Here is a 15,247-nt window from a genome sequence, read left to right on the forward strand (position 1 = left end):
GCGGCTGTGATTGTTTTGCTTTCAGGAGGTTCCGGGCCCGGCTTCGAGGAATCCGGCTTCCATTGCCTTCTGTACAGCTTCTTCCCGGTTACGGACACCCAATTTCATATAGACTGCGGAGGCATAATTCCTCACGGTGCCATCTGATAAATATAATTTGGAGGCGATGGTTTTATAACGCAGACCTTTGCAAACAAGCTGCAATATTTCTATTTCCCTTGAAGTCAGGTCGAAGTTCTCTATTGTTTTTGGCTTCAACACTCCGGTTCCATGCTTGTCCGCTTCGAGCTTCTCAAACAATTTATGCGACATCTCCTGATCAATCAGTGTGCCCCCGCGATAGACATGACGAATAGTTTCAGCAAGCTCACGCGGTTCAATAGATTTCAATAAGTAGCCGTCTGCCCCGCTTCGCAGAACTTCAAGGGCCTGTTCAGTGTCCTGAAACGTGGTTAGAACCAGAATTCGAATGTGCGGCCATTTTTGTTTAATGATTTTGGATGCTGCAATTCCATCCATATTGGGCATGTCCAAATCCATGAGTACCACCTGGGGCTGATTCTGCTCACATTTCTCAATGGCTTGTAAGCCATCCTCAGACAATCCGGCCACTTTCAGATCCTTGTGCCCCTCCAGAATGGTCCGCAGGCTTTCCCGGATGAAGGGTTGGTCATCCACGATCAGCAGGCGAATAACCTCATCCGGTAATTCTGCTTGTCTTGGCAAGGTGCAGGTCACGAGCGTTCCTTCCCCGGGCTCGGAATAAACAGACACTTGTCCTTGCAGATTCATGGCGCGCTCTTTCATCGCGTTCAAGCCAAAGCCATCCTGCCATTTCTCCATTCCTTTCCCGTTGTCCTGTATTTCCAGTCTGGCTTGCCGCTGCTCAAATTTCAGCGTAGCAGTAATTTCCGTAGACTCTCCATGCCGGACGGCGTTAGTCAACGATTCCTGCAAGCAACGATAGAATGCCATCTTGGCCAGCTTGGATAGCGGGTATTCCTCTCCAAAGGTCCGGAAGTGAACGTTTACCTTTGCTTGGGATTGAAAATCTTCTACTAATTGCTGCAACGATTGCAGCATCGGCAGTGTCTCCTGCTGGGAATCGATTTGATGCAGGTATCCTCTGACTTCTTGTAAACTTTTTCGGGCTAGATTCAATAAAGAGCTGACCTTCTGTTTCACGTCCTCTGTAGAAAGCTCAGGACGCAATGTTTCTAATCCCATGATGATAGAAGTATAGGAATGTCCAATGGTATCGTGGAGATCCTTGGAGAGCCGGTCCCGTTCTTCAGCTAGCGTGATGCGTTCAATTTGGGGAAAATACTGTTTTAAGACCGTATTCTGTTCCCGGATAATTTCACTCTGCCGATGATTGACCACCAGCAAATGAAAGGCAAACCCGATGGCATAAGCGAGTCCGATTTGGAGCATCATGACCAAATAATTGCTCTGGTGAGATAACACATTTATCAAAACCGGCAGGAGCAGGATTGTTACGGGCCCTGTCCAACGATAGGATTGACGGGCGCTATTCACCGCAATCAGGAAAGCATAGGTTATAAACGCGAGATAAGCTTCAGGAAACAAAGATGTTAAATACAGGCATAGTCCGCCCGAAAAAATCATTTCTGTAAGCAGATAATACTTATAGTTGAGCTGCAAACAAAGCCAGGGAACGGAAAAAGCGAAAATCTGCCAAAAAATCAAAGCCCAAAGCGGCAGGGATATCTGGGTATGCAGTTGTACGGTTGTGAACATGAGAGAAATACTAAGAATAAGCCGAAATATGAACATGATCCAGTCATACCAGAACCACTGTTTTACCGTTTCAAACAAGTTCATCACCCCCTGCTAAATCTTCTATGTCTTTTTATTATTTACTATTATAAGTCTAAGTTCGATAAAATGATAAGTTTCCGCAGCAAGGTTTGGACAAATGCAAGTTGTACACAGAAGCTACCGGTTTAACCTTTTTGTCATTTGACGCGTGTAACCGCCTATTAGACGAACCAAGGCATTTAATAGCCTAGAACTTATAAAAGCAAAAATAACCCCCATAGCCATAATTAAAAGTGATTTCATGAAGGTATCTATCTGTATCCCAAAAAGGCGGATATCAAAGATGTGAAAGAACAGCGGAGTTAGCATTAACAAAAGAGGCGTCACGCAGAGCAAAGCAACACTTGGGAGACACAGAAAACCAATCCCAAACTTCAACATCAACCAACAGATCGCGACCCAGTTACGTCTATCCGTAAGCTCCTCTTTAGCTTGCGCCCATAAAGGTTGCTCTGTGCTTATCCTCCATTCGTAAGGCTGAGTGGTGATATCGGTGTAGATCTTCGTTTGGATACGTTCGTATTGCACAAAGGTTAGCGTGGTTCGCAATACTTGTGTGAGCAGGGGAATGCCTGCGACTGTAAAAGAAAGGCCTATGCCTAATGTCAGAGTAACCAGGTAAAAGCAAAAGTAAAATAATCCTGTAGCAAAAGTGAGCAATAAGAAGTACCCATTTTGGAAAAAGCAGCGGATCGTTTTATTCATGAATGTTCCATCGTCCCTTCAATGTAATAGACGTATCATACTGATTCCCGTGTCACTTCATCTAGTGCGAAAATGTCATGTGACATGATTAGAGACCCCGGAGAAAGTGGTGACGAAACGCAGCTTGTCCGTATGACAGGCACTTTGCAATACTTGGGTAGGCCAAGTGGTCATAGGGCAAATATGATAAAAGGGAGACAGGAACAATGAGAAAAGCAATCCGCAACACCGGTCTTGCAGTTCTGCTATTATCTGCGGGTATCGTTACAGCTTGTACAGCTGCTGATGGTGCAGCTGCATCAGATCAGAAACCAGCAGAGAAAGTCAGCTTGGAAGGGCCAAAAGATTCAAAGGAAGTGGAGGCGTTCGCTGATTCTGTATTTGCGGACAATATGAAGAAATTCAATACAGTCGGCTCCAATTTTGTAGTCGTTAAGGACGGAAAAGTGCTTTTAAGTAAAGGGTACGGTTATGCAGATAGAGAAAAGAAGATACCAGTCGATAAAGATACTGTTTTCCAAATTGGATCTGTTACCAAGTCTTTTACAGCATTGGCGGCTATGCAGCTTGTCGATCAAGGAAAAATTGATCTTAAGCATGACATCCAAGAATATCTCGGTGGGATGAAGGTACCTAACAAAACGGGAAAACCGCTGACGATGTTTGATCTGCTTACCTATACGAGCGGGGTGGACTTGCCGGATATCGTCACTGATTACTCGGTGGAGTATTTGAATAAGGACATTTCAATGAAGGGGTATCTCAATAAGAATATGCCGACTGTGGTAAGACCTCCGGGAGAAGTTTATACGTATGACAATTTTGGTTTTATGCTGGCGGGATATGCAGTAGAGAACGTAAGCGGCATGCCTTATTCGCAATATATGGAGAAGAATGTATTCAAACCATTAGGGATGAACAAGACCAGTGTTAGATTAACCCCTGAAATATTATCCAATATGGCTGCGCACTATGGACCGAACGGTGAGCTTCAGCCGACAAATGGATTCGCGCCGTCCGAGAAACCTGATGGAGGTATGACTTCAACAGGTGAAGACATGGCTAAGTACTTGATTATGCACTTAAACAAAGGAGAATTTGAAGGCAAACAAATCGTCAGCAGAAAAAGCATCGATTTGATGCATACCTATCAATTTTACGCTGATCCTGCAATTCCTATCACAACCGTTGGATTCGAAGGGTATTTCAACAATGTGATGAATGGCCAGCATGTAATCCTCAAGGGCGGAAATGTTCCGGGGCATTCCTCTTTAATTGCCCTTTTGCCAGAGAAGAATACTGCTTTATACTTGTCTTATAATAACGATTCAATGATGAGTTTAGGTGTGTACGAGGCATTTATGAATCACTATTTTCCTAAGACTGTAGAAGCGCAGCCATCCACCTATTCGAAAATAAGCAAGCAAGCCGCCCAAGCCTATGTTGGATTATACAGAAACACACGTTTATATGGGGTAAGGTCTAAAATTTCCTATGCGGACGGGAATTTATTCATGGAAACGGGGACTACGGGCAAGCATACGCTGAAAATGGTTCATCCGCTTTTATTTGAAGATGAAGCCGGCAATAAAATGGCATTCAAAAAAGATAAATCCGGCGATATCACCTATTTCTATTATACGAATCCCAACGGAATGGATTTCGTTGCTTACTCCCAAAAAGTAAAGATGAAACCTGCATTTTCCGATGTGCCCAATGACAGTGTATATAAATCGTATATTGATAATCTAAACAGTTTAGACATTATGGGAGCCAAATCAGGTAACCGCTTTGATCCTAAAGGAAAGATAACACAGGGAGAATTTGCGGATGTATTGCTGCGTGCCCATGGCATGCATACGTTTCCGGATGAATTTCGTGAAAATAAGAAGCGGATGATAGCGGGGGTCCCTAATTATCAGCCAAAATCCTTAATCACAAGACAAATGGCGGCAGTAATGATTCAAAATCTTAAGCATGCAGTGCCTGAAACGAAGGTTAAGCTAACCGGCAAAACGGATTCATGGGCGGTTGATGCAATCGCTGCACTTGTTTCTCAAGGCATTACAGACCCGGATACGAAGATTAATTCCGGCCAGACTGTTAATTTCCGGTCCACACAAACTTTGAGCCGCCAAGAAGCCAGCGCGCTGCTTGATAAAGCTTTCGGTTACTACACCTTACCAATTAAACCCTGAATATAATCTGTTAAAAGTGAGGCGCTGAATGGAACAGCGCTTCATCTTTTTGGGGAATGAATTCCCGCATTATCGAACAAATTGCTACGCGAAAAATGGCGTATTGTATAACATAATGCAGAAAAAAAGAGAATGCGAAAAAATGAATTGACATGGCCGCAGGTTATGGTTATATTTGCAATATATTAGAAAATATTATCAAATGCTAGCGAAGCTGAAGCGGGGAAATTCGCCATTGTGAAGCGTTTCTAAGGGGTGGTTTTTTTTGAACCATGCAACCACGATTCGCACCGAGCTGGAGAGTTTTATTGAACGGGAGGCTTTGAGCTTCAGCCAGTTAGGAAGGCTGGCGGGGCTTAATGCAGGCACGGTGAGCTCTATTCTGAAGGGTAACCGGATTATGGGAGTGGATCAGCTGGACCGGATGACTGCTGTGCTGGGCATGCCCAAAGGGCATTTTTACGAGCAGTATATTCAGGAATGTATGGTTGAAGCCGTACCGAACTGGCGCAGGGTCAAACCCTTTCTGTACCGTTGTGCGGAGCTGGACAAGCTGGATTGCATCAGGCGAATCCTGCCGCTGCTCCTGGACAATCTGACGTATTCTCCTTTGCTGTTTGAGACAGCTGAAGAATTTTTCGCGGAAGGCAGACGCGCCGCGGCAGCGTTGCTCTATGAAAGCGTTGCCCTCAGTGAGAGGAGACAGCATTCCGAACGGCTGGCTTTTTGCCAGTATCGCCTGTTTACGCTCCGGCTAAGCGATAATCAGGAGGACAACCTCCAGTGTGCGCTCCAGTTTGAGCCTTTTGTAGACCGGCTTGATGAGATCGACCAGCTTGATGCGCTTAGGGACCTGGCGAATACCTACCGTTCTCTGAGGCGTTGGGACAAAGTGGAACGGATAGCCGAGGAAATGGGGCGGCTGGCAAAAATTCAACTTTTTATGACACCACAGCCAGCGAGAGCAAAACAGGAGCCGAAGAAGAAACCGAAAAAGCCTATGTTTGTTTATTTGGCCTTCTCTTATCTGCTTCGTGGGAGCGTCTGCGATTCCAGGAACGATTATGAGCAGGGAATCCAATATACATATGCCTATGAAGACTTGAGCTGGGTTAAGGAAACCGATGAAGAAACCTTGCATTGGCTGAAACTGTATAAAGGATGGGCACAGGCTAACATCTACGTATCCAAGCTGATGCGCGGGGATGAAAGCGTGCTTGCCGATTATGTGGCCTATATCGAAAAGAACAAGGATGAGCTGTTAGTGGGCTTACTTAACATAACAACCGCTGCCAACCTGTTCGATCTCAATGTGGATGTCATTCTGCAGTATTTTGATTCCGAAATCAAGGGCTACATGCAGATCAAACATCAAGAGGCTGTTGGTGTATATACGAAGCAGGTAGTCTCTGAGCAGCATGCCCGTTTTCTGTATGGGGTTGCCCAGTACTATCTGAAGCAAGAGCTATATCTGGTTGGGTTTGAATACTTATTGGCTAGTCTGTCCAAGTCATCTCTCATCAACAATGAAACCCGTATTCTCGCCTGTGTGAGATTATTTGAGAAATATAGAGCGCTGGCATCCCCAGAAACGCAAAATAGATATCAGAACCTATTAAAAGAGGAGGAAGAAGAACATGAAAAGAATATTGGCATCCCTATTGGTCGTAGCTAGTTTTGCCCTGGTGCTGGTTGTTCCGGTTCATTCGGGTACCTCGCGTGGCATCGTTATTTTGTCCGATTCTCATGGGGGGTAATCGATCGCTATTATTCTGTTGTTAATAAATAGTTGAAAAAAGACCAGTCTCCGGCTGGTCTTTTTTTGAATTCTCTCTAAAATTATCTGAAAAAATTTTCACCCCGAAAAAGACATAGCCCTCTAAAATACTAAAAGAGGAGGGATAAGAGTGAGAGAAGAAGAATGTTTGAAACAAATATTGGAACAAGCCAGACAAGATTTGAATAATTTGCAATACCAGTACGATCTGGATCATCCAGCCGTGCTTCATCAATCGATGGTACTCGACGAACTGATTAACCAATACACCCGAAGCAGCATCACCCAAGTGAAAAAAAGATCAGGCGCAGCAATCAACCGGCTGGCATCCGAAGAGCTATGGCCAACCCGTTCACAGCTGTACCGCACCGCAAACTCCGCGTCATAAAACGGAGGGTAACCCAATCTGCGCACTACACAACCTTCTATTATTTTTCTCTAGATGCGCCAGCATACTTTAATGTAATTGGAATAGCAGGGTGCTTACGCTGCGGGCTTCACATGAGTAACTGCCATTAGAATGCCTGCGGCAATAATGCTCCTGCTAATCCTCATCTTTCGCCCGCCTTGTTGACTCCCCTCAAATCACTGCCAATCCTCTCTTCTGATACATAACATGACATGGAAGTGCATGATTTTTTAGAAAACTATGAAATAATACTCTGAACAGGTGTTTACATAGGTAAACGCTTATTTAACTATGTTATTTTTCGCAGAATACCTGACATGGACACCGAGATGGAAGAGATCAAGCACAGTTCGGAGAAGCTGCTTCATACCGTATCTAATTTCAAGGCTTGAGTTCCGGCAAATTGTATTGCCGGGAGCGGACAATACTTGATAAAATGTCCTCGGGATAGTATGTTACAAGAAGTGAAATGATTAGATAGAGACAGCGAGGCGAGAGAAAATGAAAGAAGGCGAAGACCGGATCGTCGGAATGGAAGATATCGTGCGTGCTCATCATGTGCTGCGGGAAGTTATTGTACGCACCCCTCTGCAACTGGATGCAGTGCTGTCGGCCAGATACGGCTGTAGTGTGTATTTGAAACGCGAGGATTTGCAGATTGTCCGCTCCTTCAAGATCCGGGGTGCCTACAATATGATCCGCAGCCTGTCTGCAGAGGACAGAGCCAAGGGTATTGTCTGTGCAAGCGCGGGAAACCATGCGCAGGGGGTAGCATATTCCTGCAAGGCGCTGGGCATTAAAGGCAAGATTTATATGCCAAGTACGACCCCTAATCAGAAGATTAAGCAGGTCCGCAAGTTCGGCGGTGAATTCGTAGAGGTGATTCTGAAGGGGGATACCTTCGATGATGCATACGATGAGGCGCTGCAGGCATGCATTGATCATAGCATGACACTGATCCATCCCTTTGATGAGCCGCGCATTATCGCCGGCAACGGTACGATTGCCATGGAGGTCATGGAGAGTCTGGACAAGCCCGCAGACTTTGTGTTCGTCACCATTGGCGGCGGCGGACTGGCGGCAGGTGTGGCTACCTATGTGAAGACGGTTAACCCGTCTACCAAGGTTATTGGCGTCGAGCCTTCCGGGGCGGCATCCATGAGCGAAGCGCTGCAGCGCGGGGAAGTAGTCACGCTGGAAGAGATCAATAAATTTGTCGATGGGGCTGCCGTGAAACGGGTGGGCGGCTTGACCTATGATATCTGCTCCCGCCGCCTGGACGATGTGGTAAAAGTACCGGAGGGCAAAGCTTGTACAACCATTCTGGAGCTGTACAATGAGAATGCGATTGTTGTGGAGCCTGCGGGTTCACTGCCCATCGCGGCGCTTGATCTGTACCGCGACCAAATCCGCGGCAAGACGGTGGTCTGCATCGTCAGCGGCGGCAATAATGACATTGACCGGATGCAGGAGATCAAAGAACGGTCGCTGATTTACGAGGGCCTTAAGCATTACTTCATGGTTAATTTTCCGCAGCGTGCCGGGGCACTGCGCGAGTTCCTGGCGGATGTGCTGGGACCCGGGGATGATATTACCCGCTTCGAATACACGAAGAAAAATGACAAGGAAAACGGTCCGGCACTGGTCGGCATCGAGCTGCAGCATAAGGAGGATTACACCCCGCTTATCGAACGCATGCAGCAGAAGGGCGTAGAGTATCTGGAAATTAACAAGGACCCCAACCTGTTTAATATGCTGATCTGATTCCCGATCGGAAACGAGCACTATAAAAGGCCCGCCCCAGATGTTATGGGGCGGGCCTTCTGCATAATAAATGATCAGGACTGAGGTACTTCAGATTTCAGATACTCGGTTACGCCATCATCCAGCTTGTATCCATTGTCTTTCAGCAGCTTCATGAGGCCGTCCAGCTTCTGCAAAAACGGGCTGCTGCCGTTGTACTTGGCCAGCAGGCCGCTGTAAGCCTTCTGCGCCTCCAGATCCATTTCCAGATTGTCGTAATGGAAAAGGGGAGTATTGTTCTGTCCATAAAAGGTATTAGTCACATAGGTGGAATACAAGTTTTTTACCGCCGAAATGCGGTTGGACTTAGGGTAGCTCTGGATGAACTCCTCCTGGGCCAGTGCGCGTGCGGCAACATCGCCCCAGGAAATGATCAGACCGTTATCCTTGGAGGAAGGAAGATCCGTTTCCGTGCCCATGATCGAAATATAATTACGGATATCAGCCGTGACGTACACTCTATATTTGCGGTAAGCCGCATAGTCAATCACCGGAAAAAATGAGCCTTCCGCCGTCTCCAGCTTATAGCCGCTTTCTCCCGCACTCTTCAGGAGGCTCCGCAAAGAAGTGTCATCTGTGCTGTCGGCCAGCTTGGCCATACTGATCCCCGCCTTATAGACAGAGGTAAGTTTTCTCTGGACAATGCTGTTCATGAATTTGCTCTCCCATGCCCTCAGTGCAGCCTTGTGGAGATTCTCCAGCTTCAGGGTCAACACGGTTGCCTGATAGGGGGTGACCGCATAGATATTGCTGTTCAGATATTTAATAGCCTCCGGCAGCCTGGCAGAAGAGGACAGCAGCGGCAGGGCTGCCTTGTATACCGCCTCCGCATGGCTGTTGGCCGATGCTGCCGTCTTGCTTCCTGCAGCGCCGCCGGTACTGCTTCCCGAACCTTCGGCAAGGACATGTCCGGGAAGGCCTGTCTGCAATCCCAGAGCTGCAGCTATCGCTGCGGTTAGAACCGTTGTTTTCATCTTCATGGAAATATTCCTCCTGTTTTGAGTTGGAATTGAAATGTGGCATCTATGATTTGAAGAATATAAATTTCAATCCAAGCCCTCCAGCCACCGCCAGAACAAGGCTCACCCACGGGGAGAGAGAAATGACCGGAAACAGGTTGTCCAGAAAAATGCCCAGGAATACTACGATGATGGCTATGCCCACATAAATTCCGAGACCCTTAATATCGAAGGGTTTGGGCTTCGGGGCATCATCTTCGGATAAGGAGGACAGCCACTTCATGATGATCTCGATCAGGACAACAGCTCCTGCCCCTACGACAAGTATTGTAAAGATGCTGATTTGTCCGAACATCTCCGTGTCACCTGTGCTCCATAACAGGACCAGTCCGGCGATTGCATACACGCTGAACAGTCCGGTCAGGGCAGCCCAGGGAATCATCAGGTAATAGTTTAGCTTGCTGCGCACTTTGCGGGCGGGAGCGCTGCCCGCAATCTCCTTGAAGTAATCCTCCGGATGTTCGCCAAAAATCTGCTTGGCGTTTTTACCTTTGGCCTGTCCCTCCAGCAGCAGCGCCGCTGCCTCAAGCAGCAGCTCCTCGGTGCGGACAGGGTCCACCTTGCTGGCCCGGAGCCCCAGCAGCATATCTTCATAATAAGAGCGGTTAAACGGTGTCATCTGCTCACGGAGCGCGTTATTTTGCTTAATCATAGCTTTGACTTTCATAGCAGAAATATAAACCTCCAATAGTGGATCAGAGTAGCCTTTAACCTAGAGTATACGTTTGGGCAGCGGCTCAGCGCAAGGACAAGCCGTTCTGCCCCCGGGCATGAATAATCTGTATGGATGAGTGAACAATGATAATGGTACTGCTTCACCACTATAGCTTCAAGGAAGGCAGGGAGCATTATGGATACTGAGAAAAGACAGGAACCTGGCAAATTTGTAGGTGACGGCTTCGCGCCTCCGCTGGCGGGTGAAGTTGGAGATTGGGGCAATTCTGACGGCTTCAGCCTATGGGATTCCGTGCAGGGAGAGCCTGAGAATGGGCTGGAAGACTGGGAAGGCAGACGGGAAACACATGATATGTTTCATCAGAGCTATGAATGAGGCTTAGCCTGTCCTGTGCCGGGCTCCTTTTGCTCCTTTTTGGAAGCGAAGGGGGCCTTTTCTTCCCCGCAGAGCCTCTTATCCCGGCAGCTTATTGACAACGATAGCACAAAACGTATAATTAAGATATTAATCTGACTAATTTAATCGGGATAATTATAATTTGAAATTGTGTACTTTTGGAGGAGGGGTCCGGCAATGGAACGGAATATTATCATCCGGCATAACGGGGAAGAATTAACAGCAAGCATCCACTATCCAGCCAGAGAGAAGGGGACTTCAGGGCGCTGCAAGGACCGCGTGCCGCTTGCGGTAATCTGCCACGGGTTTGTTGGCAACCGGATCGGGGTTGACCGGATTTTTGTCAAGGCTGCCCGGGAGCTGGCTGCAGACGGATATATGGTTATCCGCTTTGACTATGCCGGCTGCGGGGAAAGCAGCGGAAATTACGGCAGTGAAGACATGGAATCGATGATTGCCCAGACCCGGGCCGTCCTGGATTATGGAATCAGCTCTGCCGATGTAGACCCGCAGCGGGTCACGCTGATCGGACACAGTCTTGGCGGTGCAGTGGCCTTGCTTACCGGAGTGCGGGACCGCCGGGTCAAGAATCTTGTGCTGTGGGCAGCGGTGGGCTACCCGTTCAATGATATCGTAAAGATCGTGGGGAGGGAAGCTTACGACCGTGCGGTGAAAAGCGGCACCTCGGACTTTGCCGGCTACTCGTTCACTCCAGTGTATTTCAACTCGCTTGCTGCGTTTCAGCCGTTTCAGGAAGCGGGCAAGTTCAGCGGCGATGTGCTGGTGATCCACGGCACCTCTGATGATGTGATTCCCGTGGATTATGCCTTCCTCTACCAGAAGCTGTTCTGGACACGTCCGGAGGGGCGCTGCGACAAAGAGGTGATTTTTCAGGCCGATCATACCTTCTCATCAGGTCCCGCCCAAGCCCAGGTCATGAAGCGGACGAAGGACTGGATGAATCAGCAGGAGCATATTCAGGAAGAATGGCAGAACTGGATGATATAGTACATTAAGATTTCCGGTGCACCAGGGATTGTCCTCCACTCGCATTAACTCAGAATTAGCGGTAAAATAAAGAGGCAGACCATATACTGGGTTATGGAGGTTGGCACCCTATGAAATTACCGGCATTTTTTATTGCACATGGTTCTCCGCTGCTTGCCCTTGAGGATAACGAATATACCCGTTTTCTGGAACGTCTGGGGGCTGATCTGGGGACCCCACGCGGCATTGTAGTCTTCTCTGCGCATTGGGACAGCCCTGAGCAGCTGATTACAGTGGACGGACAGCACGAAACCTTGCATGATTTCTATGGATTTCCGGACGAGATGTACTCGCTGACCTATCCGGCCCCGGGTGATCCCGCACTAAGCCGCCGAATCTCCGAGCTCTTTGCCGCAAACAACCTCCCTCACCAGCCTGTGCTGGGAAGGGGCCTGGATCATGGAATCTGGGTGATTCTGAAGAAGATGTTCCCGGCTGCCGATATTCCGGTAGTGGCGTTATCTGTTGATTCCCTGCGTGCCCCGGAGGAGCAGTACAATATCGGCAAAATGCTGGCTCCGCTGCGGGATGAGGGGGTTCTGCTGATCGGGAGCGGAGGGCTTGTTCATAATCTGCGGCTGCTGAAGCAGGACGATCAGCCCGAGCAATGGGCGCTTGACTTCGATGCCTGGATCGCCGCTGGCCTTACAGCATGGGATTTGCCTTCCCTGTTCGCTTACGAGAAAAAAGCGCCGCATGTGCGCGATGCGGTACCCACCTATGGACGGGAGCATTTTGTGCCGCTCTTCTATGTGATGGGGACAGCCGATGAGGGCAGGCGCGCACAGCTGATGATCCAGGCCTACCAGTACGGTACGCTCAGCTTGAACTGCTGGATGGTTGACTAAATTACTTACACATACGAGACATGAAGGATACAGCATGATGCGCTGTATCTTTTTTAATTCTATAGGAAATTATACAATGTCAAAAAATGCGGAGATCCTGGAAGCCTCCGAGGATATATGCGATGCAGGAGGATTGGCTCCATCAGCAGACTGATGCGGACTGAGGAGCCCTTATTTTGCCAAAAACCTTACTTTTTCAGCAGTTACGGACTCAGGAGCCGTTAGTTCGTCCGATGGAGCCTGGAATAAAGGGGAAAGGGACAAATAAAGGCATCTCAGTCCGTAATCCTGCGGAATAGACGAATCCTCCTTCAATAACGGCTTTCCTGTCCGCAACAGCTGCGGATAGATCGTGAAGGGAGCTCAGCGTGTCCGCAGAATCCCACACCATAATTATACGGCCTTCATGCATGTCCTAACTGACTTCTGGGCGAGCGTTGTGTATGTGATTTAACAATATGAGCTCTTTTATTCTTCGCCGGAACCAAGACAAACGCATCCGGCTGTGATTAAATGGAAGAAAGCTGACAAAACGCAGCCAACGCTTCTGAAGTCACCTGAATGCAAGAAAATATAGGAGGAAAAATACATATGACTCTAAGCCGTTACTCTTCCCGTCTAATTTCCGGGTGTGTGCTTGCTGCCCTGCTCCTTACCGCCTGCGGGGCACAGGAAGCGGAGACGGTGCCTGCTCCTACGGCAGCGCCTGTTCCTGCGCCATTGCCATCGCCTGCCGCCACTGCCGGACCGTCGCCGGCAGCCGAGCCTGCGGCAGGGTTAATCACCTCCGGGCTGACCGGACTTCCGCTGGAGGGCAGCAGCCTGCCCCGCCCTTTGGCGGTGATGATCAACAACGCGCCGGCGGCCCGGCCGCAGTCCGGGATCAGTGAGGCGGATATCCTGTATGAGGTGCTGGCCGAAGGCGGAATTACGCGCCTGATCGGAATTTTCCAGAGCCATACCGGCGTGGTCAAAATCGGACCGATCCGCAGCATCCGGCCCTATCTGATTGACATTGGCGAAAGCTACAGAGGAGTGACGGTACATGCCGGAGGAAGTCCGGCGGCATATGCCATTCTCCAGAAGGAGAAGAAGGATGATATGGACGAGATTGGCCGGGCCGGGGCGTATTTCTGGCGGGACAAGGAACGCAAAGCGCCGCATAATCTCTACAGCAATGCCGCCAAGCTGCGCGAGGGGGCGGACAAGCTCGGATACGCCGGAACCGCTGAGGTTCCCGGGTATCTTTTCACAGATAAGGATGATGTGCCGGTTGAAGGGGAGCCTGCGGCGGAGTTCAATATCAATTTCCTGCTGAAAAGCTACACCGTAAGCTATAAGTACAGCAGTGAACGGGGGACCTATCTGCGCGGGGTGAACGGCAAGCCGCATCTGGATCTGAACAACGGCAATCCGGTGGAGGCAGCCAATGTGATCGTGATGGGGGCGGACCATAAAGTGCTCGACGATGTGGGAAGACTGCAGATTGACATCGAGCTTGGCGGCGAAGCTGTGCTGTTCCAGCGTGGACAAGCAGTGAAGGGCAGATGGTCGCGCAAGCCGGAGGATGTCATCCGCTTCGTGAAGCGTGACGGTAAAGAGGCAGCGATGTATCCAGGCGTCACCCATATTCTGATTGTACCGAATAGTCCAACCTTCAGCAGCCATATGGAAGTATCCCGAGTTCCAGTTTCTACCTGATTCCTGAGCGAAGGCTTGCCGTCCGGATGATTATTTTCCCGATTAGAGGGAATTGTTAATATAGTGTAAAAAAGTTCGTTTCTTTTACTTCTATCCCTTCTATGGATATGATAAGATAACAAGGGTTGTCATTCATTTTCATGCTGTTTACATATGAATGGCTTCACGTTTTCACGGCAATTTTATGTAAAGGGGTTTAAACTAATGAAGTTGAGAAAAAAGGACATATTTTTTGAAACACTTGAAAATATGGCCGATACCATTGTCCAGGCAGCAGACTATTTCGCTCAGAATATTACGGCTCTCCGGGAAAATGTAGAGAACTTCGCAGGGGTAATGAAGAAATATGAATCCCAGTGCGATACGTACACGCACACCGTTATCAAGGAACTGAACAAAACGTTTATCACACCGTTGGAACGCGACGATATTATGGACCTGATCACAAGCATGGATGATGTCATTGACGGTCTTGAAGCTTCAGCCTCACGTTTTTATATGTACAACCTGCTCGAACCGGACGAGTATATCGTGCAGTTCGCAGAAATTCTCCGCCAGTCGGCGTATGAAATTCAAAAAGCGGTTCATCTGCTCTCCCAGAAGAAGCTGCTGGCGATCCGCGAGTACACCATCCGTCTGAACGACCTGGAGAACCAGGGCGATGAAGTGCTCCGCATCTGCACCAAAGCCCTGTTTGAATCGGTAAAAGACCCTATTGAGCTCATCAAGCGCAAAGAGCTGTACGAGCGGCTCGAAACTACAACCGATAAATGCGAAGATGTAGCCAACATGCTGGAATCGATCATCATGCGCAACTCATAAGGGG

The 15,247-nt window shown here is 48.6% G+C and carries 13 protein-coding genes; 9 read left to right on the top strand and 4 right to left on the bottom strand.

The features are described from left to right. Positions 1 to 21: 21 nt before the first annotated feature. Positions 22 to 1,845 carry a helix-turn-helix transcriptional regulator gene (locus JI735_RS12405; protein WP_233476363.1) on the bottom strand — a complete coding sequence of 608 codons (1,824 nt, stop codon included), beginning with the start codon at positions 1,843 to 1,845 and terminating at the stop codon, positions 22 to 24. 114 nt (positions 1,846 to 1,959) lie between these two features. After that, positions 1,960 to 2,547: a sensor domain-containing protein gene (locus JI735_RS12410; RefSeq protein ID WP_039836672.1), complete on the bottom strand. Its 588-nt coding sequence runs from the start codon at positions 2,545 to 2,547 to the stop codon at positions 1,960 to 1,962. 206 nt (positions 2,548 to 2,753) lie between these two features. Here JI735_RS12410 and JI735_RS12415 point away from each other — a divergent pair, with 206 nt between their 5' ends. From JI735_RS12415 to ilvA, 4 genes are all read left to right on the top strand, one after another. Then, positions 2,754 to 4,745, top strand: coding sequence for a serine hydrolase domain-containing protein (locus JI735_RS12415; RefSeq protein WP_039836671.1), 1,992 nt, complete (start codon positions 2,754 to 2,756; stop codon positions 4,743 to 4,745). 265 nt (positions 4,746 to 5,010) lie between these two features. Beyond that, positions 5,011 to 6,420, top strand: coding sequence for a hypothetical protein (locus JI735_RS12420; RefSeq protein WP_039836670.1), 1,410 nt, complete (start codon positions 5,011 to 5,013; stop codon positions 6,418 to 6,420). Between the two features lie 232 nt (positions 6,421 to 6,652). Continuing rightward, positions 6,653 to 6,910, top strand: a complete 258-nt coding sequence (locus JI735_RS12425; protein WP_020430599.1) for an aspartyl-phosphate phosphatase Spo0E family protein — start codon at positions 6,653 to 6,655, stop codon at positions 6,908 to 6,910. A 522-nt stretch (positions 6,911 to 7,432) separates the two neighbouring features. Further along, positions 7,433 to 8,695: a threonine ammonia-lyase IlvA gene (gene ilvA, locus JI735_RS12430; protein WP_039836669.1), complete on the top strand. Its 1,263-nt coding sequence runs from the start codon at positions 7,433 to 7,435 to the stop codon at positions 8,693 to 8,695. Between the two features lie 74 nt (positions 8,696 to 8,769). Here ilvA and JI735_RS12435 read toward each other — a convergent pair whose 3' ends face one another. Next, a complete protein-coding gene (locus tag JI735_RS12435) occupies positions 8,770 to 9,714 on the bottom strand; it encodes a glycine zipper family protein (protein WP_051051962.1) in 945 nt (314 codons plus the stop codon). A gap of 43 nt (positions 9,715 to 9,757) precedes the next feature. Further along, positions 9,758 to 10,420 (bottom strand): DUF1129 family protein, encoded by a 663-nt coding sequence (locus JI735_RS12440; protein ID WP_039836668.1) that lies wholly within the window; start codon positions 10,418 to 10,420, stop codon positions 9,758 to 9,760. Between the two features lie 183 nt (positions 10,421 to 10,603). Between JI735_RS12440 and JI735_RS12445 the strand changes: the two genes are divergently transcribed. From JI735_RS12445 to JI735_RS12465, 5 genes are all read left to right on the top strand, one after another. After that, entirely contained in the window at positions 10,604 to 10,804 is a 201-nt protein-coding gene (locus tag JI735_RS12445; RefSeq protein ID WP_039836667.1) for a hypothetical protein, read from the top strand. A 198-nt stretch (positions 10,805 to 11,002) separates the two neighbouring features. Continuing rightward, positions 11,003 to 11,833: an alpha/beta hydrolase family protein gene (locus JI735_RS12450; RefSeq protein WP_039836666.1), complete on the top strand. Its 831-nt coding sequence runs from the start codon at positions 11,003 to 11,005 to the stop codon at positions 11,831 to 11,833. Positions 11,834 to 11,943: 110 nt separating this feature from the next. Beyond that, positions 11,944 to 12,720: a DODA-type extradiol aromatic ring-opening family dioxygenase gene (locus JI735_RS12455; RefSeq protein ID WP_039836665.1), complete on the top strand. Its 777-nt coding sequence runs from the start codon at positions 11,944 to 11,946 to the stop codon at positions 12,718 to 12,720. Between the two features lie 591 nt (positions 12,721 to 13,311). After that, a complete protein-coding gene (locus JI735_RS12460; protein WP_202677433.1) occupies positions 13,312 to 14,421 on the top strand; it encodes a DUF3048 domain-containing protein in 1,110 nt (369 codons plus the stop codon). 204 nt (positions 14,422 to 14,625) lie between these two features. Beyond that, a complete protein-coding gene (locus JI735_RS12465; protein ID WP_039836659.1) occupies positions 14,626 to 15,243 on the top strand; it encodes a DUF47 domain-containing protein in 618 nt (205 codons plus the stop codon). Positions 15,244 to 15,247: the final 4 nt, after the last annotated feature.

This window comes from Paenibacillus sonchi, from assembly GCF_016772475.1.
Lineage (GTDB): Bacteria > Bacillota > Bacilli > Paenibacillales > Paenibacillaceae > Paenibacillus_AQ > Paenibacillus_AQ sonchi.

Excerpts from the sequence above, each read along its gene's own strand:
- JI735_RS12460 (WP_202677433.1), top strand. The coding sequence starts at position 13,312 with ATGACTCTAAGCCGTTACTCTTCCCGTCTAATTTCCGGGTGTGTGCTT.
- JI735_RS12410 (WP_039836672.1), bottom strand. The coding sequence starts at position 2,547 with ATGAATAAAACGATCCGCTGCTTTTTCCAAAATGGGTACTTCTTATTG.
- JI735_RS12450 (WP_039836666.1), top strand. The coding sequence starts at position 11,003 with ATGGAACGGAATATTATCATCCGGCATAACGGGGAAGAATTAACAGCA.
- JI735_RS12445 (WP_039836667.1), top strand. The coding sequence starts at position 10,604 with ATGGATACTGAGAAAAGACAGGAACCTGGCAAATTTGTAGGTGACGGC.
- JI735_RS12435 (WP_051051962.1), bottom strand. The coding sequence starts at position 9,714 with ATGAAGATGAAAACAACGGTTCTAACCGCAGCGATAGCTGCAGCTCTG.
- JI735_RS12455 (WP_039836665.1), top strand. The coding sequence starts at position 11,944 with ATGAAATTACCGGCATTTTTTATTGCACATGGTTCTCCGCTGCTTGCC.
- JI735_RS12415 (WP_039836671.1), top strand. The coding sequence starts at position 2,754 with ATGAGAAAAGCAATCCGCAACACCGGTCTTGCAGTTCTGCTATTATCT.
- JI735_RS12465 (WP_039836659.1), top strand. The coding sequence starts at position 14,626 with ATGAAGTTGAGAAAAAAGGACATATTTTTTGAAACACTTGAAAATATG.
- JI735_RS12405 (WP_233476363.1), bottom strand. The coding sequence starts at position 1,845 with ATGAACTTGTTTGAAACGGTAAAACAGTGGTTCTGGTATGACTGGATC.
- JI735_RS12440 (WP_039836668.1), bottom strand. The coding sequence starts at position 10,420 with ATGAAAGTCAAAGCTATGATTAAGCAAAATAACGCGCTCCGTGAGCAG.
- ilvA (WP_039836669.1), top strand. The coding sequence starts at position 7,433 with ATGAAAGAAGGCGAAGACCGGATCGTCGGAATGGAAGATATCGTGCGT.